Below are 25,122 nucleotides of genomic sequence, written 5' to 3'. Positions count from 1 at the left end.
ACGACCGGTCGGTCACGGGCTGCAGCCGTTGGCCGGGCTTGGCTGGAGGATTTTCAGCGGGATCGGCGCTCGAGCCGATTTGCCGGTTTTATGATTCCAGGCAGTTTGGTCCGGGCGGTTGCTTGTGTATGCTCCGGCGACGTTTCGGGCTCAATCATTATAAGAACACTGCCTATGACACTCAGCACTGGCCCGTCCGGACCCTTCGTGGAGCCTCGGGTTGTTCGCAAGCAATACGCCATGGAGATGGCGGTAGAGCGCACGCGCCTGCTTTATCAGGGCTCCCTGTTGCCCACCCTGTTCATGCTGCTCAACGGCCTGGTCTGCGCCTGGCTGCTGTGGAGCCCCGAGCGTTATTGGCTGGTCAGCGTGTGGATGGTCTGGCTGCTGGCCCTGGTCGCCCTGCGGGTGATCCAGGTGGCGGCGTTCGACTCGGCGATTCCCAGCCGCCAGGCGCAACCGGTCTGGCGCCGCATGTTCCTGCTCGGCTCCGCCGTCAGCGGCCTGACCCTGGCCTGCGCCGGTATCGCCCTGATGCCCACCGACAATTTCCTGCAACAGGCCTGGGTCTTCGGCCTGATCGGCGCGGCGATCCTCTCGGCCAGCGTGGCCTATGCGGTCAGCCTGCCGGCCTTCCTGTCCTTTACCTTGCCTTGTTTGCTACCGGCGATCGGCTACCTGTTCTGGGGCGGCGACGAGCAGCAGCGTGGCTGGGGCTGGCTGGGCTTGATCCTGCTGGTGTCGCTGAGCGTGGTGGCCTGGCAGGTCAACCGCCTGATCCAGATGGGCTTGCTGCGGCGTTTCCAGAACCAGGCCCTGATCGAGCATCTGCAACAGGCGCGGAGCCGCAGCGAACAGCTCAACAGCGAGCTGCTGCGGGAAGTCGAGCAGCGCCGCCGCGCCGAAGAGGAGTTGCGCGAAGCCCAGGTCGGCCTGGAAAGCCGGGTGGCCCAGCGCAGCCTCGAGCTGGACGCGGCCAACCAGGCCCTGAGCAAGAGCGAGGCGCGCCTGGCCCTGGCCCTGAAGGCCAGCCAGTTGGGGCTGTGGGACTGGAACCTGCAGACCGACGAGGTCCATCACAGCCATATCAAGGAGCTGTTCGGCCTGGAACCGGAGTTCGTGCGGGCGATGCTCAGCCACCTCAAGCCGCTGCTGCACCCCGAAGACCTGCCGCTGCTCAAGCGCGCGCTGGTCGAGCACCTGAAGGGGCGTACCGAGGATTACCTGGTGGAGTACCGCGTGCGCCACGGCGATGGCCACTGGGTCTGGATCGAGGACCGTGGCCGCGCTGTGGAGCGTGGCCCCGGCGGACGGGTGCTGCGCATGGTCGGCACCCGGCGCGATATCAGCGCCAGCAAGCAACAGGAAGAGCAGCGACGCCTGTCGGCGATGGTGTTCGAGGCGGCCAGCGAAGGCATCGTGATCCTCGACCCCGATTACGTACTGCTGGCGGTCAACCAGGCGTTCAGCCGGGTCACCGGTTACCAGATCGAGGACATGCTCGGGCGCAATGTGGTCGACCTGCCATGCAGTCGCGACGCGCGCCGGCACTACCCGGTGATTCATCAAGCCCTCGAACAGCATGGCAGCTGGCAGGGCGAGCTGGTGGAGGCGCGCAAGAACGGCGAGCTGTACCCACAGTGGCTGCAATTGAATGTGGTACGCGATGCTCGGGGAAATATCAGCCATATTGTGGGCTTCTTCGCCGATCTGTCGGCGCGGCGCGAATCCGAAGAGCGCATGCGCTACCTGACCCATTACGACGAACTCACCGGCCTGGCCAACCGTTCGCTGTTCCGCGAACGCTTGCGCGAAGCCCATCAACGGATGCGCCAGGGCGGCCGCAGCCTGGCCCTGGTGCATATCAACCTGGACCGTTTCAAGTTGCTCAACGACAGCCTGGGCCACGACATTGCTGATCAGCTATTGCAGAAAATGGCGCGGCGGCTGGTCAATGCGTTGCCAGAAGCCGACACCATTGCCCGGTTGTCCGGCGATGAGTTCGCGGTGCTGTTCGACGCCTACGGCAGCCTGTCGAGCCTGACCCGGGTGGCCACCCGCCTGTCGGCGAAGCTGCGCTTGCCGATCAACGTGGAAGGTCATGAGCTGGTGCTCAGCGCTTCCATGGGCATCAGCATGCTGCCCGACAGCGCGCGGGAAATTCCGGCGCTGATCAGTCAGTCGAACATCGCCATGCAACATGCCAAGCACCTGGGCGGCAACAACTTCCAGTTCTACACCGCCAGCCTGCAAGCCAGCACCCTGGAGCGCCTGCAGCTGGAGAACCAACTGCGCAAGGCGGTCGAGGAACATCAGATGAAGGTGTTCTACCAGCCGAAACTGTGCCTCGCCACCGGCCGCCTGAATGCCGCCGAGGCCCTGGTGCGCTGGGACCATCCCGACCTGGGGCGGGTCCCGCCGGGGAACTTCATCGGCCTCGCGGAAGAGATCGGGCTGATCGGCCCGATCGGCGAATTCGTATTGCGCCAGGCCTGCTGGCAAGCCTGCGAGTGGCAGCGCCAGGGGCTGCCGGCGATTCGGGTATCGGTGAACCTGTCGGTGCATCAGTTGCGCCAGGGCAAGCTGGTCAGCCAGGTGCGCGGCGTGCTGGAAGAGACTGGGCTGGCACCGCATTTCCTTGAGCTGGAACTGACCGAAAGCCATCTGCTCGACAGCGTCGAACACATCGTTTCGACCTTCCAGCAACTGCGTGACCTGGGGGTGAAGCTGGCCATCGACGACTTCGGCACCGGTTATTCCTCGCTGAGTTACCTCAAGCGGATTCCGGTGGACTACGTGAAGATCGACCAGGCATTCATCCGCGGCTTGAGCGAAGGCGGCGCCGACGCGGCGATCACCCGGGCGATCATCGCCATGGCCCACGGGCTGTCGCTGAAGGTGGTGGCCGAAGGGGTGGAACATCCGGGACAGCTGGCGTTTCTCAAGGAGCAGAAATGCGATGAGGTACAGGGTTACCTGATCAGTCGGCCGGTGGAAGCCGAGGGCCTCGCAGCGTTATTGAGGGCCGGGACCTTGTAGCCATCGCAAGGGGCAAGAGGTTTTCAGGAATGTCCGAGATTCGGCTTTCACCGAAGCTGTGGCGGCGATGCAGCCCGCTGCGAGCGCAGGCTGCACCCGTAGCTACAAAGAGCACGCGAGGCTGAAACAGTGGGGTGCAAAGGTGATTCAGTTACGCATTGAGCAGGCAAAAAGCGAATTCATGTAGTATAACTACAAAATTGCTACATCCTTGGGCGTCTGCCCCATAACAATGAGTCCAGCCCTTTGAATCTGTTGCAGCACATTGCCCAATCACGCCATCTCTTGCGCAAGTCGGAGCTCAAGGTCGCCGATCATGTGCTGCTCGACCCTGCGGCTGTGATGCACAGTTCCATGGCTGATCTGGCCCACAGCGTGGGTATCAGCGAGCCGACCATCGTGCGTTTCTGCCGGGCCATCGGTTGCTCGGGGTTCCAGGACCTGAAGCTCAAGCTGGCCCAGAGCCTGGCCGCCGGGGCGAGCTTCGGCCAGTTCGCGATTCATGAAGACGACTCGGTCGCCGACTACAGCCTGAAGATTTTCGACACTACCCTGCACACCCTGATGGAGGTTCGCGAGAAGCTCGATCCGGTGGAGTTGCAACGGGCGGTGACCCTCATGTCCCAGGCCCAGCGCGTGGAGTTCTACGGCTTCGGCGCTTCCGGAGCGGTGGCGGCGGATGCCCAGCACAAGTTCTTCCGCCTGCTGCTGACCGCGGCGGCCTATTCCGACCCGCATATGCAGGCAATGTCGGCGGTGACCCTCAAGCCCACCGACGTAGCGATCTGCATTTCCCAGTCCGGGCGTTCCAAGGACCTGCTGATCACCGCCAACCTGGTGCGTGAAAGCGGCGCTTCGCTGATCACCCTGTGTCCGAGCCAGACGCCGTTGGCCGAGTTGTCGACCGTCAACCTGGCGATCGATGTGCATGAAGACACCGAGATCTACACCCCGCTGACCTCGCGTATTGCTCACCTGGTGGTGATCGACGTCCTGGCGATGGGCGTGGCCATGGCCCGCGGCCCGAGCCTGGTCAACCACCTCAAGAGCGTCAAGCGCAGCCTTCGCAGCCTGCGCCTGTCGCCCAAGTCGGTCAAAGCCCTGGACGACTGAACGCTGCACCTCATCGCCGAGCGTCCCCCCTGCAGGAGCGAGATTGCTCGCGAACCATCGTCGACGGTGATGCGGTGTTGCGGGATGAACCGCCGCTTCGCGGCTATCGCGAGCAAGCTCGCTTACAAAGGGAGGCGGGCGCCATATGGCAGCTTTCATCGTCCTGTCATGGACCTGCCGCCAAACCGTAACGCCCGACGTCCATCGTGAAACTCCCGTACTCGCATTGGGAGACTCGAAATGGCCCGGCCTTACGAAGAGAGCAGCAGCGCAGTCAAAACCCGTCGTCAACAGGAAGACCAGCGCCGCATGGAATTTCGCCGCGCGATCGAACATCGCTGTGAGCTGCGCCGCCTGCAGCAGGAAATCAACGACTACCCCGAGCTGGACGCCGTCAATTACTGGCAGGCAGCCTCGGCGGCTTCCCGTCAAAACGTTCAACAAGTCCGCTGATCTGCACCCGTTCGCTGCGGATAAACCCCAGGAACGCATGCGCTACCGGTGACAGGCGTTTAGCCTTGGCCTGCACCAGGCACCAGCTGCGATACAACGGCAGCTCTTCGACCGGCAACTCGACGAGTCCCCCGGTCGCCAACTCAAGGTTCAGGGCGTGGCGCGTCAACAGCGCCACGCCCAGACCCGCCAGCACACACTCGCGCTGCGCCTCGGCCGACGACACTTCCAGGGTCTGGGAGAAGTGCACGCGCTTTTCCTTGAAATACTCCTCGCAGGCCAGGCGCGTGCCCGAACCCTGCTCGCGCACCAGCAGGTTGTAGGGTTCCAGGTCCTGCAGGCGCAGCGGCCCGAGGTGGCACAGCGGATGGTCGGGCGGGGCCACGGCGACGATCGGGTTGTTGAGGAACGGCAGGAATTCCAGGCCCATGTCCTGCGGGACCATCGACATGATCACCAGGTCGTCGCGGTTGTCGGAAAGGCGGCGGATCACCTGGCCCCGGTTGACCACCGTCAGTTGCAGGTTGACCTCCGGGTGCTGGCGCTTGAAGGCGGCGAACAGGTGCGGCACGAAGTACTTGGCGCTGGACTCCACCGCCAGCTTCAGCTGGCCCTGCAAGGAACCCTGCATGTCCGACAACTGCATGTCGAGGTTCTCCAGGCGCCCGAAGATGTCGCGGCTGGCCCGCTGCAGTGCCTCGGCGGCCTCGGTCATGTAGAGCTTCTTGCCCACGTAGTCGAACAGCGGCTGGCCGATCAGCTCTTCCAGCTGGCGAATCTGCAGGCTGACGGCGGGCTGGGTGAGGGACATTTCGTCGGCCGCCCGGCTGTAGGAGCGCAGATCGCAGACCTCATTGAAAATCTGCAATTGACGTAATGTCATACGCATCAAGGACTTACGCATTATCTAAGGTCTCGCGCCGAGGGCTGTCGGATCAACTATAAGTCTTTGCTTATGAGTGACCCAATAATTATTGATTTTTGTTAATTCATCGACAGGAATAGTGTGGGCCTGCGACTGGCTTGAAACATTTGGTCACGCGCCGACCCGGTCGAGGGTCTGTACGAAAAGTAGGCGAGCGAAGGTCAGGCAAGGCAAAAACAGGCGAGGAACGGCCGGGGTCTCGTTCGACTTCAGGAGCCTGAATGAGCATTCCGATCGGACTCGCGCACGAGCCTGTTTCTGCGTAACGCCGAAGGCGCCCAGCGCGCAGCCACTTTTCGTACAGACCCAGCGGGTTGTCTGTTCCAACGGCTCAAGGGTACCTCCAAGTGATAAAAAAGATCCTGATCGCCAACCGTGGTGAGATTGCCGTACGAATCGTGCGTGCCTGCGCCGAGATGGGCATTCGCTCGGTCGCGATCTTCTCCGACGCCGATCGCCATGCCCTGCATGTGAAGCGCGCGGATGAAGCCCACAGCATCGGTGCCGAACCCCTGGCCGGCTACCTGAACCCGCGCAAGCTGGTGAACCTGGCAGTGGAAACCGGCTGCGACGCACTGCACCCCGGCTACGGCTTCCTTTCGGAAAACGCCGAGCTCGCGGACATCTGCGCCGAACGTGGGATCAAGTTCATCGGTCCGTCGGCTGAAGTGATTCGCCGCATGGGCGACAAGACCGAAGCCCGCCGCAGCATGATCAAGGCTGGCGTGCCGGTCACCCCGGGCACCGAAGGCAACGTCGCCGATATCCATGAGGCCCTGCGCGAAGGCGACCGCATCGGTTACCCGGTGATGCTCAAGGCCACGTCCGGCGGTGGCGGCCGCGGCATTCGTCGCTGCAACAGCCGGGACGAACTGGAACAGGCCTTCCCACGGGTGATTTCCGAGGCGACCAAGGCATTCGGCTCCGCCGAAGTGTTCCTGGAAAAATGCATCGTCAATCCCAAGCACATCGAGGCGCAGATCCTCGGCGACAGCTCCGGCAACGTGGTGCATCTGTTCGAACGCGACTGCTCGATCCAGCGCCGCAACCAGAAGTTGATCGAGATCGCCCCGAGCCCGCAACTGACCCCGGAACAGCGCGCCTACATCGGCGACCTGTCGGTGCGTGCGGCCAAGGCCGTGGGCTACGAGAACGCCGGTACCGTGGAGTTCCTGCTCGCCGATGGCGAGGTGTACTTCATGGAGATGAACACCCGGGTGCAGGTGGAACACACCATCACCGAGGAAATCACCGGCATCGACATCGTTCGCGAGCAGATCCGCATCGCCTCCGGCCTGCCGCTTTCGGTGAAGCAGGAAGACATCCATCACCGTGGTTTTGCCCTGCAGTTCCGGATCAACGCCGAAGACCCGAAAAACAACTTCCTGCCGAGCTTCGGCAAGATCACCCGTTACTACGCGCCCGGCGGCCCTGGCGTGCGTACCGACACGGCGATCTACACCGGCTACACCATCCCGCCGTTCTACGACTCCATGTGCCTGAAGCTGGTGGTCTGGGCCCTGACCTGGGAAGAAGCGATGGACCGTGGCTTGCGCGCCCTGGACGACATGCGCCTGCAAGGGGTCAAGACCACCGCCGCGTATTACCAGGAAATCCTGCGTAACCCGGGATTCCGTAGCGGCCAGTTCAACACCAGCTTCGTCGAAAGCCACCCTGAACTGACCAACTACTCGATCAAGCGCAAACCCGAAGAGCTGGCCCTGGCCATCGCCGCCGCCATCGCCGCCCACGCAGGCCTGTGAGGAAAAGAACAATGAGCAAGAAGATTTTTGTTACCGACACCATCCTGCGCGACGCCCACCAATCGCTGCTGGCGACCCGCATGCGCACCGAAGACATGCTGCCGATCTGCGACAAGCTCGACAAAGTCGGCTACTGGTCGCTGGAAGTCTGGGGCGGGGCGACCTTCGACGCCTGCGTGCGTTTCCTCAAGGAAGACCCCTGGGAGCGCCTGCGCAAACTGCGCGCCGCGCTGCCCAACACCCGCCTGCAAATGCTCCTGCGCGGGCAGAACCTGCTGGGCTACCGCCACTACAGCGACGACGTGGTCAAGGCCTTCGTCGCCAAGGCGGCGGTCAACGGCATCGACGTGTTCCGCATCTTCGACGCCATGAACGACGTGCGTAACCTGCGGGTGGCCATCGAAGCGGTGAAAGCCGCCGGCAAGCACGCCCAGGGCACCATCGCCTACACCACCAGCCCGGTGCACACCATCGAGGCGTTCGTGGCCCAGGCCAAGCAGATGGAGTCCATGGGTTGCGACTCGGTGGCGATCAAGGACATGGCCGGCCTGCTGACCCCTTACGCTACCGGCGAGCTGGTCAAGGCGCTGAAGGCCGAGCAATCGCTGCCAGTGTTCGTCCACTCCCATGACACGGCCGGCCTGGCTGCGATGTGCCAGCTCAAGGCCATCGAAAACGGCGCCGACCACATCGACACCGCGATCTCCAGCTTCGCCTGGGGCACCAGCCACCCGGGCACCGAATCGATGGTTGCCGCCCTTAAAGGCAGCGAATTCGACACTGGCCTGGACCTGGAGCTGCTGCAGGAAATCGGCCTGTACTTCTACGCCGTGCGCAAGAAGTACCACCAGTTCGAAAGCGAGTTCACCGCGGTCGATACCCGGGTGCAGGTCAACCAGGTGCCGGGCGGGATGATTTCCAACCTGGCCAACCAGCTCAAGGAGCAGGGCGCCCTGAACCGCATGAACGAAGTGCTGGCGGAGATCCCGCGGGTGCGTCACGACCTCGGTTATCCGCCGCTGGTGACCCCGACTTCGCAGATCGTCGGCACCCAGGCGTTCTTCAACGTGTTGGCCGGCGAGCGCTACAAGACCATCACCAACGAGGTGAAGCTGTACCTGCAAGGCGGCTACGGCAAGGCGCCGGGTGCGGTGGACGAGAAGCTGCGGCGCCAGGCCATCGGCAGCGAAGAAGTGATCGACGTGCGCCCGGCCGACCTGTTGAAGCCGGAAATGACCAAGCTGCGCAATGACATCGGCGCCCTGGCCAAGTCCGAAGAAGACGTGCTGACCTACGCCATGTTCCCGGACATCGGGCGCAAGTTCCTCGAGGAGCGCGAAGCCGGCACCCTGACGCCGGAAGTGCTGCTGCCGATTCCGGAAGCGGGTGGCGTGAGTTCGGCCGGCGGCGAAGGCGTACCGACCGAGTTCGTCATCGACGTGCATGGCGAGACCTACCGCGTCGACATCACCGGCGTCGGGGTGAAGGCCGAAGGCAAGCGCCACTTCTACCTGTCCATCGACGGCATGCCGGAAGAAGTGGTGTTCGAGCCGCTCAACGAGTTCGTCGGCGGCGGCAGCAGCAAGCGCAAGCAGGCCAGCGCGCCGGGCCACGTCAGCACCACCATGCCGGGCAACATCGTCGACGTGCTGGTCAAGGAGGGCGACACCGTCAAGGCCGGCCAGGCCGTGCTGATCACCGAAGCCATGAAGATGGAAACCGAAGTCCAGGCGGCCATCGCCGGCAAGGTCACCGCCATCCACGTGGCCAAGGGCGACCGGGTCAACCCGGGCGAAATCCTGATCGAGATCGAAGGCTGAGTTCAGGCCTTCATCTGCAACGTTTTACCTCGGGGGGGCTACGGCCTCCCTTTTTTTGCCTGTTGCCGGGCGCTGGCGGAACAGTCCAATGTGCCGCCTGAAGGGGAGTTTTCAGCCTTGGGAGGCTGCCATTTAAGTGCAATTTAATACACTTATTTCATCCTTAAATTGATTTACCTGCATTAGAATGCACTTAATTACCATATGACTCATTAAAAGTGCATCAAAATGCAGGTGATACAGTGCTCCGGCTGACGTTGCAGCTCTACCGCGCAGGGGCATGGAGCGACGCCATGACCCTGACCTTCGACAGGCCTGAACAGGGCTTCGCCAGCCCCTGCAGTTTTGGTTATGTGCAGCAGTACCTGGTGGATAACCTGGAGGCTGTTGGCAGTCCGCTGGCCAGCTCGGTCAGTGCGCAGATTCCCTTGGGTTGGGAGCCTTGGCGCGAGGATCGGGCCCCGGCCTTTCTCTATGATCTTGCCCCGACAGCGGCGACCGGGCGCTTCCTGCTGCGCCAGATCGGCCATGAGCGGCCGGACGGCATGGGCGTCGAATTGTTCCTGTTGGCCCGGTCCACGGCGGCGCCCATCGGCAACCTGCGGATCAAGGAGTCGCTGGCGGGGCTGCGTCGGCGTCCGGCGCTGGGATTTTCCCGGGACCAGGTGATCGCCCTCGATAACCGCTTGCTCGAGTACGCCCACGAACAGGGTCCGGCTTTCGGCGGAACTGCGAGCATCGGTGACCAGGTGCCCAGGCTGTTGCTGACCCAAAACCGCGAAGGCCTGCTATACCCCGACGCGCTGCTCGACGATGCCTCGGCGGCGCGCCACTGGTGGGTGAAGTTTCCCCGCAACCCGGCTACGCAGAATGACTGCGACATCCTCAGGAGCGAGTTCCACTATTACCGGGCGCTGCAACAACTGGGCATCGATACGCTGCCGGCCGAGGGCCTTGCCCTGGAAGAGGGGCCCCGGCCCAGCCTCTGGATGCAGCGCTTTGACCGCCGGGTGACGCAGGCTGGGGTCGAGCGCCTGGCGGTGGAGTCGATCTATTCCCTGGCGGGGCTGGTGGGCCATGGCCAGGGAATGCGGCATACCGAGGTGTTGGGGATTCTCGCCGAACTGTGGCGATCCACGGGCCAGGAGTCGGCGATCCCCGAGCTGGTGGCGGATTACCTGCGCCGGGACCTGCTCAACAAGATCCTCGGCAACTCGGGCAATCATGGACGCACTCTTTCGGTCGTGCGCACTGAAGAAACGGTGCGCCTGGCCCCGATCCATGACCTGGCGCCCAGGGTCATGGACGACGAGGGGGTTGCCCGGACGACCAAATGGCCCGGGCGCATGGAAGTGGCGGGTGACGTCGACTGGCGCCTGGTGTGCGCGAGCCTGAAGCCGCTGCTCGACCCTGAAGCCGCCCTGACGCGCCTGCGCGAGGACGCCGAGCGGCTGCGGGCCCTGCCGGACCTGTTGAGCGCCAGTGGCTTGCCCGACGCCACCCTGAATCACCCGCGCATTCACTTGCGCCACTTGGACCGACGCCTGCAGGAGTGGGGACTGCGATGACTACAACCCTGGAAGAGCGCGGCGCGCTGATCGACAACATCCAGCAGGAGCTGGCTGCCGGCCGTTTGCCGCTTGGCGATGCGGTCAGGCGCCTGCGCACCGAAGTCACGGGGCTGCATCAGAGCCAGTTCGCCAGGATGTGCCGGATTTCCCTGCGCACCCTGATTCACATCGAGCACGGTGACGGTAATCCGACCCTCAAGTCGCTGAATGCGGTGTTCAAGCCCTTCGGTTTGCAGATGGGGGTGGTGAGCGTGCAGAAAGCCAGTCGCGCCCGCTCACTGCTCAGTGATCTCGAGCGCCTGGAAAAGAGCCCGGCTACGCCCGGGCCTTCGGTACCTTACTGAACCTCAGCCGCGCTTGGTGTAAGCCTTGCCGTAATGCCTTTCCATCCGAGCCTGAATCAGTTCCAGGCTGATCGACAGCAGCCAGTAGATGATCGCCGCGGTGCTGAGCATTTCGATGTAGCGGTAGCTGGAGCGGCCGTAGGACTGGGCCAGGAACATCACTTCCCAGACCCCCATCACCGAGATCAGCGACGAATCCTTGAGCATCGAGATGAACTGGTTGGTGGCCGGCGGGATGATGGTGCGCATGGCTTGCGGCAGGGTCACGCGCCAGAAGATCACGCTGTCGCGCATGCCCAGCGCCAGGGAGGCTTCGCGCTGGCCGTGGGGCACGCCGAGGATGCCGGCGCGGAAGATCTCGCTGAGGTAGGCGCCGTAGTTCAGCGACAGGGCGATGATCCCCGCGGCGATGGCGCCTGGCACCACGCCCAGCTGCGGCAGGCCGAGGTAGATCAGCAGGATCTGGATCAGCAGCGGCGTGCCGCGAAAGAACGAGGCGTAGAAGCTGGCGATGCCAAAGGCCACGGCGCTTTTCGACAGCCGGGCGAGGGCGGTGACGAAGCCCAGCAGCGACGACAGCGCGATCGAGCAGAGGCAGAGGAACAGGGTCAGCGCCGCGCCTTGCAGAAAGCCGTTGGGGGCCAGGGTCAGGCCGAGCAGGTTGGGCAGCTTGTCGAGGATGATCGAGAACTTCAGGTCGAAGCTCAGGAAGAAACTGGCGAACAAGGCCAGCAGCGCCGCCCAGGTCAGGTACAGGCGGGTGCGGAAACCGAAGAGGCGTTTGAGCGGCGGCTCGACCAGCACTTGCGGTGGCCGAGGCGGTTGCGAAAGAGAAGTCATTGGCTGATGTCGGCGCCGATCCATTTCTGCGAAAGCTGGCTCAGGGTGCCGTCCTGCTTCAGTTGGGCGAACACTTCGCGGACCTTGGCGTTCCACTGGGCGTCGCCTTTTTCGATGGCCACCGAGTTGGGCTCGGCGTACAGCGGCTCGCCGGCGAGCTTGAAACGCGGGTCCTGGGCCAGGCGCGGCTGGGCGGTCACCAGGTTGGTGAGGATCGCGTCCAGGCGCACGCCAGCACCCAGGCCGAGGTCCTGGAAAGCCACGTTGTCGGTGTCGTAGGGGGCGATCTGTACGTTGTCGAACGGGTACTGCAACCGGGTGTCCTCGGCGCCTTCGATCACCAGGTTCTTGTTCAGGTAGCTTTCGTAGCTGGAAGCGCTGGTCAGGCCGACCTTCTTGTCGCTCAGGTCCTTGGCGCCGTGGATACGATCGTCCTTGGCGTTGACCACGATCACCGCCGGCGAGGCGTAGTACTGCACCGGGAAGTCAAAGACTTCGGCGCGGGCCTTGCTCGGGGTCATGGAGCAGATGCAGATGTCGTAGCGACCGCTCCAGCGGCCGGCGGCAATCACGTCCCAGGACGGTGTTTCCAGGCGCAGCTTCACCCCCAGTTTGTCAGCCACGGCCTTGGCCACGTCGACGTCGAAACCATCGAGCTGGTTCTGATCGTTGAGGAAGGAGAAGGGCGGGTAACTTTCCATCAGCACGCCCACCAGCTCTTTTTTCTGTTCGATACGGTCCAGGGTAGCGCCGGCAAAAGCCTGGCTGGAGGCAGCGAGAATCGTCAGGCCGAGGGCCAGCAGCGGTTTGAAATTCATGGAAGTCTCGAGCAGAAAAAAGGTTGTTATTAACCGAATGGTGCGTATTAAATAGTTATAAGGGTGACTCAGGTAGTGAGTTATTTTTATAAGCATATGAGTAAAGAGCATATGGGCGCAGGCAGCAGGGTAATTCTGGATGGTGGCATGGGTCGTGAACTGCAACGTCGCGGGGCGCCGTTCAGGCAGCCCGAGTGGTCGGCGCTGGCCCTGAGCGAAGCGCCGCAGGCGGTGGAAGCGGTGCATGCGGCTTATATCGAAAGCGGTGCCGACGTCATCACCAGCAACAGCTACGCGCTGGTGCCGTTCCACATTGGCGAAGCGCGTTTTGCCGCAGAGGGGCAGGCGCTGGCGGCCCTGGCCGGCGAGCTGGCGCGGCGCGCGGTGCAGGCCTCGGGCAAGCCGGTGCGGGTCGCCGGTTCGCTGCCGCCGCTGTTCGGCTCCTATCGCCCGGACCTGTTCGAGGCCGGTCGTGCCGCCGAGTTGCTGGCCCCACTGGTCAATGGCCTGGCCCCTTATGTCGACCTGTGGCTGGCGGAAACCCAGAGTTCCACGGTCGAGGCGCGGGCGATCCATGCCGGCCTGCCCAAGGACGGCAAGGCCTTCTGGCTATCGTTCACCTTGCACGATGAGAACCCTGACGAGGTGCCACGCCTGCGTTCCGGCGAGCCGGTGGCGGACGCGGCGGCGGTGGCCGCCGAATTGGGTGTGGAAACCCTGCTGTTCAACTGCAGCCAGCCGGAAGTGATAGGCGCGGCGATCGACGCGGCGCGGGCAACCTTCGAGCGCTTGGGGGTGAAGATCCATATCGGCGCCTACGCCAACGCTTTCCCGCCGCAACCGAAAGAAGCCACGGCCAACGATGGCCTCGATCCGTTGCGTGAAGACCTCGACCCGCCGGGCTACCTGCAGTGGGCGGCCGACTGGCGGCAACGCGGCGCCAGCCACCTGGGCGGTTGCTGCGGTATCGGGCCGGAGCACATCGCAGTGCTGGCGCAAAAGCTGGCCTGAAAAGCATCGCGAGCACGCTTACTCCTACAAGGCCGGGTCTGACCCCGTAGGAGCGAGCTTGCCAGCGCTAACGTCAGCTCAAACAGCACCTGACAAGACGTTAGCCCCGGCACTCCGCCAACCCTTTCACCTGCCCCGAAGCGCTCTGGTTGTCCTCGCTCAACCAGCGCTCGAACCCTGCGCCGACCTTCGGCCATTCGCAGTCGAGGATCGAGAACCAGGCGGTATCGCGGTTCTGGCCCTTGACCACCATGTGCTGGCGGAACACGCCCTCGAAACTGAAGCCCAGGCGCTCGGCCGCATAACGCGAGCGGGCGTTGGCGTTGTTGCACTTCCACTCCAGGCGGCGATAGCCCAGGGCAAAGGCTTCCTTGGCCAGCAGGTATACCGCTTCGGTGCTCTTGGGCGAACGCTGCATGGGCGCGCCGAAGGTGACGTGGCCGATCTCGATGCGGCCCTGGGCCGGGACGATCGACATCAGGCTGAGCAAGCCCTGCACCTGGCCGTTGGCCCGGTCGATCACGCAGAAGAAATACGGGTCGTTGCCGGCCGCGTGGTTGTTCAGCCAGTCAGTGAAGGCGCTGCGTGCGGTAAAGGGACCGTAGGGCAGGTAATCCCACAGCTTGGGATCGGCGCCCGGGCCCTGGAAGGCTTGCCACAGGTCGTCGGCGTGGCGCGCCGGGTCGAGTTTTTCCAGGCGGATGAAGCGCCCTTCGAGCAGGGTGGTCGACGGCGGTGGCACGCCTTGCCAGTCGGCGAGTGAGGTCGGCATGGGGTTCTCCTTGAGCGCTTAAAGGGCTTTGCGAAATTGAATGAAACCCGGGCGCTCGGCGATCCGCTCGTAGAGCCGGATGGCGGTGGCGTTGGTTTCGTGGGTCAGCCAGTGGACCTTGCAGCAGCCGTCGGCCTTGGCGGTGGCGTAGACGAATTCGATCAGTTGGCGACCGACGCCGGTGCCGCGTTGCTCCGGGATGACCAGCAGATCCTGCAGGTAGCAGGAGTTCTCGATGCTCCAGTTGGAGCGGTGGTAGATGAAATGCACCATGCCCACCGCCTGCTCGCCGTCCCAGGCCAGGGCGGCGTGGGTCGGCTCGGCAGGATCGAGGAAGCGCTGCCAGCTGCTGCGGGTGACCGCGTCGGCCAGCTCGGTGTCGTAGAACCGCAGGTAGGCCTGCCACAGCGGCAGCCAGGCTGCGTGGTCAGCGGCGGTGACGGGACGAATCTGGATCTGGCTCATGGCTGCTCCTGGCGCATCAGTTGGGAAATGCTCTGGTCATGGGGATCGGCGCTGGCGCCCAATCCGTCGCGCACGCCGTCGATGTCGGCGGCGGTGCGGTTCTGGCTGAGTTTGCGTTTGCCCTCCAGGCGCTGGATCGGCAGGGCGAAACCGACGATGGCGCGCAGCATGCTGTCCATGAACTCGGCGGGGGCGTCCTCGAATTTCCAGGGGCTGGCGCGGCCGGCTTCATGCCGGTTGGTCAGGGCGCTGACCACTTCGCGGATGCGCTGCGGCTCATGGAACACCTCGGCCACGCCATAGGCATGCACGCTCACATAGTTCCAGGTCGGCACCACTTTGCCGTGCTCGGCCTTGCTCGGGTACAGCGACGGGCTGACATAGGCCTCGGCGCCCTGGAAGATCAGCAGCGCCTCGGCGCCGTTGGCCAGTTCCTGCCATTGCGGGTTGGCCCTGGCCAGGTGGCCGTAGAGGGTGCCGTAAGGGCCCTGGTCCGGGGCGAACAACAGCGGCAGGTGGTTGGCCTGCAGGCCGCGTTCCCCGTAGGTCACCAGGGTAGCGAGGCGGGTTTCCGCGATCAGCTGGTGCAGGGTGGGCAGGTCTTCTTCGGCGAAAGCGCGGGGTAGGTACATGGAAAATATCCTTGGCGAATGGCTGCATCCTAGGCAGGCTATTGGTCTGTTGTAAGAGCCATCTTTGGTCATTTTCACCGGTCCATTTGATCGCTCTATCCCGTCGCTCGGAGGGGCAAGCCCATGAACAGCCCGACATTGCCGCTTTCCTTCAACCCCGCCGGTATCGAACTGGACCGCGGCCAGGGGCTCAGCCGCCAGCTCTACCAGGCGTTGCGCCAACGGGTGCTGGACGGCCGGCTGGCCAGCGGCATGCGGTTGCCGGCCAGCCGCGACCTGGCGGCGGCCCTGGAAATTTCCCGCAACAGCGTGGTGCGCGCCTACGACCAGCTGTACGCCGAAGGTTTTATCGAAGGCCGGGTCGGCGATGGCACCTATGTGGCGCAATTGCCCGAGAGCCGGCTGCCGATCAAAAAGGCAGTGAAAAATTTATCCACAAAAGTATCCACAGGGTTATCACCAAGCTTATCCATAGGGTTATCCACAGAAAGCCTGGGTTTACCTGGGATTACATCCAGTAAAGCTATCCATAGCGAGGCGTTGGAGCGGGTCGGACAGCACCATCTGGCGACCCCGCAAAGCGGTCCGCCGCGGGCTTTCCGGGTGGGGATTGCGGCCTTCGATCTGTTTCCGTTCGAGGTCTGGGCCAAGCTGAACGCGGCTTTCTGGCGCAAGCCGGATCTGGGCCAGCTGTGTTATGGCGATTCGGCCGGCGAGGAGCGCCTGCGCGAATTGATCGCGGCCTACCTGCGCAGTTCGCGCGGCATGCAGTGCAGCGCTGAACAAATTGTGATCACCAGTGGTGCGCAACAGGGCATAAGCCTTTGTGCACAGTTGCTGGTGAACCCTGGCGACGGCGTGGCTGTGGAAAACCCCGGCTATCGGGCGGCGGGGCATGCCTTCGCGATTGCCGGCGCGCGCCTGCATGGGGTGGCGGTGGATAACGAGGGCTTCGATTGTGGGGCGCTGGCGGCCCTGGGCGATTGCCGCCTGGCCTATGTCACGCCGTCCCACCAGTACCCCACCGGAGTGACCCTGAGCCTGGCCCGGCGCCTGGAACTGCTGGCCTGGGCCGAGCGCACCAATGGTTGGATAGTCGAGGACGACTATGACGGCGAGTACCGTTACAGCGGAGCGCCACTGGCACCCTTGGCGGCCCTCGACCGGCAGGGCCGGGTGCTGTACGTCGGCACTTTCGGCAAGGTCGCGTTCCCGGCCTTGCGCCTGGGTTACCTGGTGTTGCCGCCGGCGCTGGTGCAGCCTTTCGCCCAGCGCCGGGCGGTGGATGTGCGCCATTCCGAGGTCAGCACCCAGGCGGTGATGGCCGAATTCATGGCTGCCGGGCATTTCCAGCGGCATATCCGGCGCATGCGCCGCGCTGCCTTGAGCCGGCGCAATGCCTTGCTGGCCGGCTGGCCTGTGGATATCCCCGGGGTGGGCACGTTGCCGAGCGTGGCGGCGGGCCTGCACCTGATGATCCCGGTGGACAGCCTGGCCCGGGAGCAGGAATTGGTGGCGCAAGCCGCGGCGGTGGATGTCGAGATCAATGGCCTGAGCAACTACTGGCTGCCGGATTCGCCGCTGCCGCAGGACAGGCGCGCCGGGCTGGTGCTGGGCTTTGCCGCGGTGCCCGAGGCCGCTATCGCCTGTGCCCTGGAGCGGTTGCGCCGGGCCTGGGGCGTGTGACGGCTATACTCGCGGCCATTGTCTTTGCCGAGAATCCTTATGAGCCTGACTCTGTCCGCGGTGCCCGAACGCAAGCTCGGCGCTCCCTTGTTCGCTTTGATCGCATTGCTCGCCGGCGGTGTATTCCTGCAGGCCCAGGTCGGCTCGCGCCAGGTGTGGCTGTTGCTGCTGGGCGCGGCCCTGGGCCTGACCCTGTATCACGCCGCCTTCGGTTTCACTTCGGCCTGGCGGGTGTTCATCCGCGATCGGCGCGGCGCCGGCCTGCGGGCGCAGATGGTCATGCTGGCGCTGGCGGTGCTGCTGTTCTTCCCGGCCCTGGGCGCGGGCAGCCTGTTCGGTTCGCCGGTCACGGGGCTGGTGGCGCCGGCCGGCGTCTCGGTGATTGTCGGTGCGTTCATCTTCGGTATCGGCATGCAGCTGGGCGGCGGCTGCGCGTCCGGCACGTTATTTACCGTGGGTGGCGGTAACGCGCGGATGCTGGTGACCCTGCTGTTTTTCATCTGCGGTTCACTGATTGCCACCCACCATGTGGACTGGTGGTTTGCCTTGCCGTCGTTGCCGCCGGTTTCCATCGTGCAGCGCTTCGGTGTGGCACCGGCATTGGGGCTCAGCCTGGGCCTGCTGGCCTTGATTGCCCTGGTCACGGTACGCCTGGAAAAGAGCCGCCACGGCGCCCTGGAAGCACCGGTCGACAGCACGCACCAAGGCTGGCGCCGCCTGCTGCGCGGGCCCTGGCCGCTGGTGTGGGGCGCGGTCGCCCTGGCCTTGCTGAACTTCGCCACCCTGGCCCTGGCCGGACGGCCCTGGGGCATCACCTCGGCTTTTGCCCTGTGGGGCGCCAAGGCCGCCAGCGGGCTGGGGGGGGATGTCGGCAGCTGGGTGTTCTGGCAGGGCGCGGCGAACGCCAAGGCCCTGGCCGCGCCGGTGTGGCAGGACATCACCAGCGTGATGGATATCGGCATCGTCTTCGGCGCCTTGCTGGCAGCGGGCCTGGCCGGGCGTTTTGCGCCGAGCCTGAAGATTCCCGCGCGTTCGCTGGTGGCGGCGGTGATCGGTGGTTTGCTGCTGGGCTACGGTTCGCGCCTGGCCTATGGCTGCAACATCGGCGCCTATTTCAGCGGCATCGCCTCCGGCAGCCTGCACGGCTGGTTGTGGCTGGTGGCGGCCTTTATCGGCAACGGCGTGGGTGTGCGCCTGCGGCCTTGGTTCTTTGCCGAAGAGCGTCAGCCGCAAGGGCTGACGGGGTGTTGAAACGTCCTTGAGCTTCTAGCTTCTGGAGCGAGGCTTGCCCGCGAAGGGCGTAAACGATGGTGCGGTATAGCGGCCAGATCGCCGCTGCGCGGCTATCGCGAGCAAGCTTCGCGCCTACAGAAGAACCGGGCAGTCAGGTCCCGGCCTTGATCTTGGTCCAGGCCCGGGTCCGTGCCCGTTCCGCGTCGCGGGGTAGCGGCTGCAGGGTGTACAGCGTGCTCATCGCCGCGTCGGTCGGGTACAGGTTGGGGTTGTTGCGGATCGCCGGATCGACCCGCTCGGTGGCGTCCTTGTTCGGGTTCGGGTAGCCGACGAAGTCGCTGACCGGGGCGATCACCTTCGGTTGCAGCAGGTAGTTGATGAAGGTGTAGGCATCGTCCGGGTTCTTCGCACCTTTGGGGATCGCCAGCATGTCGAACCAGATCGGCGCCCCTTCCTTGGGCAGGCGCATGTCCACCACCACGCCGTTCCTGGCTTCCTTGGCGCGGTTGGCGGCCTGGGAGAAGCTGCCGGAATAACCCACCGCCACGCAGATGTCGCCGTTGGCGATGTCGGCCATGTACTTGGACGAGTGGAAGTAGGTGACGTAGGGGCGGATCTTCAGCAGCAGCGCTTCGGCCTTGGCGTAGTCCGCCGGCTGCCTGCTGTTGGGGTCCAGGCCCAGGTGCTGCAGGGCCAGCGGCAGGATCTCCGACGGCGAGTCGAGCAAGGCCACACCACACTGCTTGAGCTTGCTGATGTGCTCTTCCTTGAAGATCAGGTCCCAGCTGTCCACCGGCGCGTTCTCGCCGAGGGCGGCCTTGACCTTGGCTGGGTTGAAGCCGATCAGGATGGTGCCGTACATATAGGGCACGGCGAACTGGTTGCCCGGGTCGTTGGCCTCGATCAGCTTCATCAGCTTGGGATCGAGGTGGTTCCAGTTCGGCAGCTTGCTACGGTCCAGCGGCTGGAACACCCCGGCCTCGATCTGCTTGGCGAGGAACACGTTGGACGGCACCACCACGTCGTAGCCGGAGTTGCCGGTCAGCAGCTTGGCCTCCAGCGCCTCGTTGGTGTCGAAGATGTCGTAGACCAGCTTGACCTGGCTGTTCTCGGCCTTGAAGTCTGCCAGGGCCTTGGGGGTGATGTAGTCGAACCAGTTGTAGACGCGCAGGGTGCGTTCTTCGGCCTGTGCGGCAGCGCCCAGCAGCGCCGCGCAGAGCACCGGCGCGATGTAGCGTTTGAGCCTGTTCATGTGGCGGGTTTCCTTCACTGGGCGCTTTGAAAGCCTTCGAGAACGTTCACGGCATTGATGCCGATTTCTTCCACCGCGTAGCCGCCTTCCATGACGAACAGCGTCGGCGTGCCCAGGGCGGCGATGCGTTGCCCCATGGCCAGGTAGTCCGGGCTGTCGAGCTTGAACTGCGAGATCGGGTCGTCCTTGAAGGTGTCCACGCCCAGCGATACCACGACGATGTCGGCGCCATAACGGCGGATTTCCTCGCAGGCCTGTTCCAGGGCCGCGCTCCAGCTGTCCCAGCCGCTGCCGGCGGGCAGCGGGTAGTTGAAGTTGAAGCCAACGCCTGCGCCTTCGCCAAGCTCGTCCGCATAGCCCAGGAAGAACGGGAATTCGGCTTCCGGGTGGCCGTGGATCGAGGTGAACAGCACGTCGTTGCGCGCGTAGAAAATCGACTGGGTGCCGTTGCCGTGGTGATAGTCGACGTCGAGGATCGCGACCTTCTTGTGGCCCTGGTCGAGGAAGGCCTGGGCGGCGATGGCCGCGTTGTTCAGGTAGCAGTAGCCGCCCATCAGGTCGCCGGCGGCGTGGTGTCCCGGTGGACGGCACAGGGCGAAGGCACTGCGCGCGCCGCGCTGGATCACCGCCTGGGCGGTCAGGGCGACTTGCGCGGCGCTGTAGGCCGCTTGCCAGGTGCCGGCGGTGATCGGCGCGCCGCCGTCGAAGCTGTAGTAGCCGAGCTGGCCGTGCAGGCTGGTGGGGATCACGCTGCGCAGGGTGCGCGCCGGCCAGGTGTAGGGCAGCAGGTCGCCGTCGATGCCCTGGGCGGCCCAGCGGTCCCAGGCGCCCTTGAAGAAGTCCAGGTAGGCGCGGCTGTGGATGCGTTCGATCGGCCCCAGGCCGAAGTCCCTGGGCGCCTCGACCGGACCCAGGTTGCGATACTTCACGCGGTCCAGCACGTGGTCGGCGCGGGACGGCATTTCGAAGCAGGGCATCAGTTGCCCGTCGATCAGTTCGCAGCGGCCGTGGTGCAGGTGGTGATCGTCCGAGTAGATCGTCAGCATTTGTTGTTCTCCGCAGGCTGGTTCAGTGCTCACAGTCTTGCGGCGCCGGGGCTTTTGGAGAACGGCAGGAGCGGCCAAAAGGAGATCGATATGGCCAAAACCTGTGTCCGCAATTCGCCCCTCACCGCGCACGGACGCTGTTTCTGTAGGCGCGAAGCTTGCTCGCGATAGCCGCAAAGCGGCGGTCTGTCAGCTACACCGCATTATGGTTGACGTTCATCGCGAGCAATCGAGCGTCGACCGGCTGCTCCTACAGGGGAGGGCGGGGTGAATCAGGGCCGGAACTGACTCGGGGCGACGCCGCTCCAGCGCACGAAGGCATGGCGGAAACTCGCGGTTTCGCTGAAGCCCAGGGCTTCGGCGATGCGGTAGATCGGCAGGTCGTCCTCGCAGAGCATCTGCTTGGCCCGCTCGAAGCGCAGCTCGTCGAGCAGTTCCTGATAGCTGCACCCCAGGTCCTTGAGGTGCCGGCGCAGGGTGCGGGCCGAGCAGTTCATCTGTTCGGCCAGGCCTTCCAGGCCCGGCGCGGCGTCCAGTTGCGCCGCCAGCAGCTGGCGGATGCGCCCCAGCCAGGCCTGGCGTCCGGTGAATTCGGTGTTCTGCTTGCGGCAGCGTTCGGCCATGGCCTGGTGGGTGATGGCGTCCGCCAGGGGCAGCGGTTGCTCGAGCCAGCGCCGGTCGAAGGCGAAGGCGTTGGACGTCGCATCGAATTGCAGCGGGCAGTCGAAGCGCTCGGCGTAACGGCTCTGGTAATCGGGCGCGGGGTAGTCGAAGCGGGCACCGCGCAAGGGCAGCGGATGGCCCAGCAGGTCGTCGCAGATGACCTTCATCGACACCAGGCAGAACTCGATATTGAAGGTCGCCAGCGCCGGGTTTTCGCGGTAATCCGCGGCGGTCAGCCAGATCAGCTCGCCGTCCGTTTCCAGGCTCAGCTCGAAAAGTGTTCCCAACAGCGCCGGATAACGCAGCGCCAGATGCAAAGCGTCACCTAAGGTGGCACTGGTGAGCAGGGCATAACCGAGCATGCCGTAGCTGGAAACGTGCATGCGCCGGCCCAGCTCCAGGCCGATATCCCGTTGCAGGGCCACGGCGTTGGCGCACACCAGCATCTCTTGGTTGGTGGTGATACGGGTGTCGGCGCGGCTCAGGTCGGCGGCGTTGATGCCGCTGCCGGCCAGCAGCGCTTCGCTGTCCTGGCCCTGGTCCTTGAAGGTATTGAGCACCAGCGAGACGGCGTTGAGGGTGGTGAGGTGGGAATGCAGCATGTCCGTTTCCAGCCCGGGGGATGCTGAAAACGGAGCAATTTATATGCCGCGCCTGCGACGAATGCCAACGATAGCGCGGGGCGGTTGCTGGATCGCCGCGTTGCGGCTATCGCGAGCAATCGAGCGTCGACCGGCCGCTCCTACAAGGGATTGTGGCGCTTCTGTAGGAGCGAGCTTGCTCGCGATGAAGGTGAACGATGACGCGTTGTCAGCTCAGCTCGCCGCACAGGTCCAGCTCCACCAGGCGCCGCACTTCGGCGGTGTCCAGGCCGGCGCCGAGCAGGGCGTTGAGCTTGCCGAACGCCGCTTCGCGGGTCATGCCGCCGCCGGACAGCACGCCGACGCCGCGCAGGCGGCTGCCGGCTTCGTAGATGTCCAGCTCCACGCCGCCTTCATGGCATTGGGTGATGGCCACGACCACGATGCCCTGTTCCCGGGCGCGTTGCAGGCTGGCCAGGAACTGCGGGTTGTCGCTCGGCCCGGTGCCGCTGCCGAAGCATTCCAGCACCAGCGCCTGGATGCCGCTGCCCAGCAGGGCGTCGAGCTGTTCGGCGGCGATCCCCGGCACCAGCGGCAATACGCCGACCTTGGCCAGTTGCTTGCCCTGGCGGTAATCCAGTTGCGGTGGAATCGACGTCGCCTTGGTTCCGCCGCCCTGGCGCTGCAACGCCGCGAATGGATGACGGCCGAAGCTGCGGATCTTCGCGCAACGGGTCGGCGCCAGCAGTTCGCCGTGGAAGTACAGGTGCACGCCCGGCGCCAGGCCCTGGCCGAGGGCGACCAGCGCGCCGCCGAGGTTCTCCCAGGCATCGCTGTCGGTTACGCCGGCCGGCAGCATGGAGCCAGTGAACACCACGCGGGCATGCAGGCCCAGCAACTGGAAACTCATGGCCGCGGCACTGTAGGCCAGGGTGTCGGTGCCGTGCAGGATCAGTACGCTGTCGCAGCCCTCGTCGACCGCATCGACCACGGCTTCGCGCAAGCGCTGCCAGTAGGCGGGGGTCATGTTGGCGCTGTCGATCAGCGGCGCCATCTCGCGAAAGCGCCAGTCGGGCACCACCAGCTCGGGCTGGCTGTGCAGGTAATCGCGCATCCGCGCCTCGAAGCCGGAGGCCGGGGCCAGGCCATGGGCGCTGGCCTGCATGCCGATGGTGCCGCCGGTGTAAAGCACCATGACGCTCTGCGCGCCGGGGTAGGTCGTGGAATTCATGGGAAGTTCTCCAGAACGATGACAGCGTGCGGTCGAGCATGAAGCTGACCGCCGCTTGTGTCACGCCGGGCGCAAGACATGCGCCCGGTTTTTGCCCGGTCAGCGTTGCGCTGCGGGAATGCCTTGCGGCTGAACGTCGGCCTCGGCAGCAACCGACGGGCTGGTCGGCCAGGCCTTCAGGTCCAGGTCCAGATCGGTAAATTTGCTGGAGTCGAACACTGGCTGGCTGACGCCGGCGCGGCGCTGCTCGTCGTAGTCGCGCATCACCCGCATGCCAACCTTGAACAGCATGGCCAGGGCCACCAGGTTGACGAAGGCCAGGCAGGTCATGGTGATGTCGGCGAAGGCGAACACGGTCGAAAGGTCCTGCATCGAACCCCATACCACCAGCGCCAGCACGAGGCCGCGGAAAACCATCAGCACGGCGCGGTTGCGGCTGAGGAACTGCAGGCTGTTCTCGCCCAGGTAGTAGTTGTAGAGGATGCAGGTGAAGACGAACAGCGACAGTGCGACGCTGACGAACATGCGGCCCCAGTCACCGACCACGGCGGCCAGCGAGTTCTGGGTCAGGACGATGCCATCACCTTCGAAGCCCGGGGTGTAGAAGCCCGACAGCAGGATCAGTAGCGCGGTGCAGGTGCAGATCACGAAGGTGTCGAGGAACACGCTGAAGGCCTGGACCACGCCCTGGGCGCCGGGGTGCTTCACGGCGGCCACGGCGGCGACGTTCGGCGCACTGCCCAGGCCCGCTTCGTTGGCGAACACGCCACGCTTCACGCCCATGACGATGGCGCTGCCGAGCAGGCCGCCGAAGGCCGGGTCGAGGCCGAAGGCGCTCTTGAAGATGGTTTCCAGCATGGCTGGCACGTGTTCGATCTGGGTGCCGATCACGTACAGGGTCACGCCGATATAGGCCAGGGTCTTGATCGGTACCAGCAGGTCGGACACCGCGGCGATGCGCTTGATACCGCCGATGAAGGTGAGGGCCAGCAGCACCGCCAGGACGATACCGGTGTGGCGTGGGTCGAAGGCAAAGGCGTTCTGCAGCGAGTGGGTCACGGTGTAGGACTGCAGGCCGATGAAGGCGAAGCCGTAGGTGACCAGCAGCAGGATCGAGAACACCACCGCCATGCCTTTGAGCTTCAGGCCGTGCTGGATGTAGTAGGCCGGGCCGCCACGGTACAGGCCGTCGCCATCGGCGCGTTTGTAGACCTGGGCCAGGGTGCATTCGAAGAAGCTGCTGGACATGCCGACCAGTGCGGTCACCCACATCCAGAACACCGCACCCGGACCGCCGAGGGTCACGGCGATGCCGACACCGGCGATGTTGCCTGCACCGACACGGCCGGCAAGGCTGAGCATCAGGGCCTGGAACGAGCTGAGTTGCCCGGCGCTGCCTTTGAGGCTGTCGCGGAACACCGCGAACATGTGGAAGAAGTGGCGCAGTTGGACGAAACGCGAGCGGATCGTGAAGTAGCTGCCGAGCCCGACGATGAGCACGATCAGTACTTTCCCTGAGAGGAAGTCGTTGATGACTTCGAGCATGGATTATTCCTCGCTGTTTTTTGTAAAGGCAGAAACTGGGTGGTCCGAAACATCAAGTTACACGCCGTCGCGCGGGCAGCACGACAGGTGGGGCGAGCGTCCGTCCCGGTTCCAATTCGCGGGTTGTTATTAGTTCGGGTTCGCATGGGTTTGGGTCTCGTTACCGACGACCGCGCACGCGAAGAGGGGGCGCACTATACCTATCAGTGCGCTGCCCGTCTGCACGGTTGTGGTGCGCCCGACGAAACGAGGGGGCCGCAAGATCATCGGATCGCAGCCTTCGACAGCCTCGGCGCGAGGTTTTTCCTGCGTCCGCGGA

Annotated in this window: 20 protein-coding genes and 1 pseudogene; 10 read left to right on the top strand and 11 right to left on the bottom strand. The window is 64.5% G+C overall.

Features of this window, described 5'->3' with window-relative positions; translation table 11 throughout:
* Positions 1-174: 174 nt before the first annotated feature.
* The 3 genes from IF690_RS00580 (at position 175) to IF690_RS00570 (ending at position 4,605) form a co-directional block, all read left to right on the top strand.
* Entirely contained in the window at positions 175-3,039 is a 2,865-nt protein-coding gene (locus IF690_RS00580) for a putative bifunctional diguanylate cyclase/phosphodiesterase (protein WP_202698432.1), read from the top strand.
* A 246-nt stretch (positions 3,040-3,285) separates the two neighbouring features.
* Positions 3,286-4,152: a transcriptional regulator HexR gene (gene hexR, locus IF690_RS00575; protein ID WP_007927594.1), complete on the top strand. Its 867-nt coding sequence runs from the start codon at positions 3,286-3,288 to the stop codon at positions 4,150-4,152.
* A gap of 240 nt (positions 4,153-4,392) precedes the next feature.
* The gene (locus IF690_RS00570; protein WP_124322906.1) at positions 4,393-4,605 is read left to right on the top strand and encodes a PA3496 family putative envelope integrity protein; all 213 of its coding nucleotides are present in this window, start codon (positions 4,393-4,395) and stop codon (positions 4,603-4,605) included.
* Here the strand turns inward: IF690_RS00570 and IF690_RS00565 are convergent.
* Complete coding sequence (locus IF690_RS00565; RefSeq protein ID WP_202698431.1) at positions 4,547-5,509, bottom strand: LysR family transcriptional regulator; 963 nt, start codon at positions 5,507-5,509, stop codon at positions 4,547-4,549. The two genes, IF690_RS00570 and IF690_RS00565, sit on opposite strands and share 59 nt — an antisense overlap.
* Positions 5,510-5,877: 368 nt before the next feature.
* Here IF690_RS00565 and IF690_RS00560 point away from each other — a divergent pair, with 368 nt between their 5' ends.
* From IF690_RS00560 to IF690_RS00545, 4 genes and pseudogenes are all read left to right on the top strand, one after another.
* On the top strand, positions 5,878-7,293 hold the full coding sequence (locus IF690_RS00560; protein WP_202698430.1) for an acetyl-CoA carboxylase biotin carboxylase subunit: 1,416 nt from the start codon (positions 5,878-5,880) through the stop codon (positions 7,291-7,293).
* Positions 7,294-7,304: 11 nt separating this feature from the next.
* On the top strand, positions 7,305-9,113 hold the full coding sequence (gene oadA / locus IF690_RS00555; protein ID WP_202698429.1) for a sodium-extruding oxaloacetate decarboxylase subunit alpha: 1,809 nt from the start codon (positions 7,305-7,307) through the stop codon (positions 9,111-9,113).
* A gap of 293 nt (positions 9,114-9,406) precedes the next feature.
* On the top strand, positions 9,407-10,681 hold the full coding sequence (locus tag IF690_RS00550) for a HipA domain-containing protein (protein ID WP_202698428.1): 1,275 nt from the start codon (positions 9,407-9,409) through the stop codon (positions 10,679-10,681).
* Positions 10,678-10,941: pseudogene (locus IF690_RS00545) on the top strand (helix-turn-helix domain-containing protein); the annotation flags it as partial. The gene IF690_RS00550 and the pseudogene IF690_RS00545, both read left to right, overlap by 4 nt.
* Before the next feature lie 90 nt (positions 10,942-11,031).
* Here IF690_RS00545 and IF690_RS00540 read toward each other — a convergent pair.
* Together IF690_RS00540 and IF690_RS00535 are read right to left on the bottom strand one after the other, a co-directional pair.
* Positions 11,032-11,868, bottom strand: coding sequence for an amino acid ABC transporter permease (locus IF690_RS00540; protein ID WP_202698426.1), 837 nt, complete (start codon positions 11,866-11,868; stop codon positions 11,032-11,034).
* Complete coding sequence (locus tag IF690_RS00535; protein WP_202698425.1) at positions 11,865-12,686, bottom strand: ABC transporter substrate-binding protein; 822 nt, start codon at positions 12,684-12,686, stop codon at positions 11,865-11,867. Before IF690_RS00535 ends, IF690_RS00540 begins: the two co-directional genes overlap by 4 nt.
* 111 nt (positions 12,687-12,797) lie before the next feature.
* Between IF690_RS00535 and IF690_RS00530 the strand changes: the two genes are divergently transcribed.
* Positions 12,798-13,697 (top strand): homocysteine S-methyltransferase family protein, encoded by a 900-nt coding sequence (locus IF690_RS00530; protein ID WP_202698424.1) that lies wholly within the window; start codon positions 12,798-12,800, stop codon positions 13,695-13,697.
* Positions 13,698-13,797: 100 nt separating this feature from the next.
* Here IF690_RS00530 and IF690_RS00525 read toward each other — a convergent pair whose 3' ends face one another.
* From IF690_RS00525 to IF690_RS00515, 3 genes are read right to left on the bottom strand one after another with little or no spacing between them, the layout of a single operon-like run.
* Positions 13,798-14,469, bottom strand: coding sequence for a GNAT family N-acetyltransferase (locus tag IF690_RS00525; protein WP_202698423.1), 672 nt, complete (start codon positions 14,467-14,469; stop codon positions 13,798-13,800).
* Positions 14,470-14,487: 18 nt separating this feature from the next.
* Positions 14,488-14,934, bottom strand: a complete 447-nt coding sequence (locus tag IF690_RS00520; protein ID WP_202698422.1) for a GNAT family N-acetyltransferase — start codon at positions 14,932-14,934, stop codon at positions 14,488-14,490.
* Positions 14,931-15,566 carry an FMN-binding negative transcriptional regulator gene (locus IF690_RS00515; RefSeq protein WP_202698421.1) on the bottom strand — a complete coding sequence of 212 codons (636 nt, stop codon included), beginning with the start codon at positions 15,564-15,566 and terminating at the stop codon, positions 14,931-14,933. The genes IF690_RS00520 and IF690_RS00515 overlap by 4 nt, the downstream gene beginning before the upstream one ends.
* Before the next feature lie 123 nt (positions 15,567-15,689).
* On the opposite strand from IF690_RS00515, the gene pdxR reads away from it, so the two are divergent.
* Positions 15,690-17,252: a MocR-like pyridoxine biosynthesis transcription factor PdxR gene (pdxR, locus tag IF690_RS00510; RefSeq protein ID WP_202698420.1), complete on the top strand. Its 1,563-nt coding sequence runs from the start codon at positions 15,690-15,692 to the stop codon at positions 17,250-17,252.
* Positions 17,253-17,291: 39 nt separating this feature from the next.
* Positions 17,292-18,503, top strand: coding sequence for a YeeE/YedE family protein (locus IF690_RS00505; protein WP_202698419.1), 1,212 nt, complete (start codon positions 17,292-17,294; stop codon positions 18,501-18,503).
* A gap of 133 nt (positions 18,504-18,636) precedes the next feature.
* On the opposite strand, the gene IF690_RS00500 is transcribed toward IF690_RS00505, so the two are convergent.
* The 5 genes from IF690_RS00500 to IF690_RS00480 all read right to left on the bottom strand — a co-directional run bounded on the left by IF690_RS00500 (position 18,637) and on the right by IF690_RS00480 (position 24,803).
* Positions 18,637-19,737 carry a polyamine ABC transporter substrate-binding protein gene (locus tag IF690_RS00500; protein ID WP_202698418.1) on the bottom strand — a complete coding sequence of 367 codons (1,101 nt, stop codon included), beginning with the start codon at positions 19,735-19,737 and terminating at the stop codon, positions 18,637-18,639.
* A 14-nt stretch (positions 19,738-19,751) separates the two neighbouring features.
* Complete coding sequence (locus IF690_RS00495; RefSeq protein ID WP_009051617.1) at positions 19,752-20,783, bottom strand: histone deacetylase family protein; 1,032 nt, start codon at positions 20,781-20,783, stop codon at positions 19,752-19,754.
* Between the two features lie 272 nt (positions 20,784-21,055).
* The gene (locus tag IF690_RS00490; protein ID WP_202698417.1) at positions 21,056-22,048 is read right to left on the bottom strand and encodes an AraC family transcriptional regulator; all 993 of its coding nucleotides are present in this window, start codon (positions 22,046-22,048) and stop codon (positions 21,056-21,058) included.
* A 208-nt stretch (positions 22,049-22,256) separates the two neighbouring features.
* A complete protein-coding gene (locus IF690_RS00485) occupies positions 22,257-23,258 on the bottom strand; it encodes an asparaginase (RefSeq protein WP_202698416.1) in 1,002 nt (333 codons plus the stop codon).
* A 99-nt stretch (positions 23,259-23,357) separates the two neighbouring features.
* Positions 23,358-24,803, bottom strand: a complete 1,446-nt coding sequence (locus tag IF690_RS00480) for an alanine/glycine:cation symporter family protein (protein WP_202698415.1) — start codon at positions 24,801-24,803, stop codon at positions 23,358-23,360.
* Positions 24,804-25,122 lie beyond the last annotated feature (319 nt).

The organism is Pseudomonas sp. SK3(2021) (genome assembly GCF_016772375.1).
Taxonomy (GTDB): Bacteria; Pseudomonadota; Gammaproteobacteria; order Pseudomonadales; family Pseudomonadaceae; genus Aquipseudomonas; species Aquipseudomonas chlororaphis_I.
Note: the sequence above shows the minus strand (reverse complement) of the source record. Positions and strands in the feature narration are given on the sequence as shown.

Excerpts from the sequence above, each read along its gene's own strand:
- IF690_RS00535 (WP_202698425.1), bottom strand. The coding sequence starts at position 12,686 with ATGAATTTCAAACCGCTGCTGGCCCTCGGCCTGACGATTCTCGCTGCC.
- IF690_RS00495 (WP_009051617.1), bottom strand. The coding sequence starts at position 20,783 with ATGCTGACGATCTACTCGGACGATCACCACCTGCACCACGGCCGCTGC.
- IF690_RS00530 (WP_202698424.1), top strand. The coding sequence starts at position 12,798 with ATGGGCGCAGGCAGCAGGGTAATTCTGGATGGTGGCATGGGTCGTGAA.
- IF690_RS00520 (WP_202698422.1), bottom strand. The coding sequence starts at position 14,934 with ATGAGCCAGATCCAGATTCGTCCCGTCACCGCCGCTGACCACGCAGCC.
- IF690_RS00550 (WP_202698428.1), top strand. The coding sequence starts at position 9,407 with ATGACCCTGACCTTCGACAGGCCTGAACAGGGCTTCGCCAGCCCCTGC.
- IF690_RS00540 (WP_202698426.1), bottom strand. The coding sequence starts at position 11,868 with ATGACTTCTCTTTCGCAACCGCCTCGGCCACCGCAAGTGCTGGTCGAG.
- IF690_RS00565 (WP_202698431.1), bottom strand. The coding sequence starts at position 5,509 with ATGCGTAAGTCCTTGATGCGTATGACATTACGTCAATTGCAGATTTTC.
- IF690_RS00525 (WP_202698423.1), bottom strand. The coding sequence starts at position 14,469 with ATGCCGACCTCACTCGCCGACTGGCAAGGCGTGCCACCGCCGTCGACC.
- IF690_RS00570 (WP_124322906.1), top strand. The coding sequence starts at position 4,393 with ATGGCCCGGCCTTACGAAGAGAGCAGCAGCGCAGTCAAAACCCGTCGT.
- IF690_RS00505 (WP_202698419.1), top strand. The coding sequence starts at position 17,292 with ATGAGCCTGACTCTGTCCGCGGTGCCCGAACGCAAGCTCGGCGCTCCC.
- oadA (WP_202698429.1), top strand. The coding sequence starts at position 7,305 with ATGAGCAAGAAGATTTTTGTTACCGACACCATCCTGCGCGACGCCCAC.
- IF690_RS00500 (WP_202698418.1), bottom strand. The coding sequence starts at position 19,737 with ATGAACAGGCTCAAACGCTACATCGCGCCGGTGCTCTGCGCGGCGCTG.
- pdxR (WP_202698420.1), top strand. The coding sequence starts at position 15,690 with ATGAACAGCCCGACATTGCCGCTTTCCTTCAACCCCGCCGGTATCGAA.
- IF690_RS00485 (WP_202698416.1), bottom strand. The coding sequence starts at position 23,258 with ATGAATTCCACGACCTACCCCGGCGCGCAGAGCGTCATGGTGCTTTAC.
- IF690_RS00515 (WP_202698421.1), bottom strand. The coding sequence starts at position 15,566 with ATGTACCTACCCCGCGCTTTCGCCGAAGAAGACCTGCCCACCCTGCAC.
- IF690_RS00580 (WP_202698432.1), top strand. The coding sequence starts at position 175 with ATGACACTCAGCACTGGCCCGTCCGGACCCTTCGTGGAGCCTCGGGTT.
- IF690_RS00490 (WP_202698417.1), bottom strand. The coding sequence starts at position 22,048 with ATGCTGCATTCCCACCTCACCACCCTCAACGCCGTCTCGCTGGTGCTC.
- IF690_RS00480 (WP_202698415.1), bottom strand. The coding sequence starts at position 24,803 with ATGCTCGAAGTCATCAACGACTTCCTCTCAGGGAAAGTACTGATCGTG.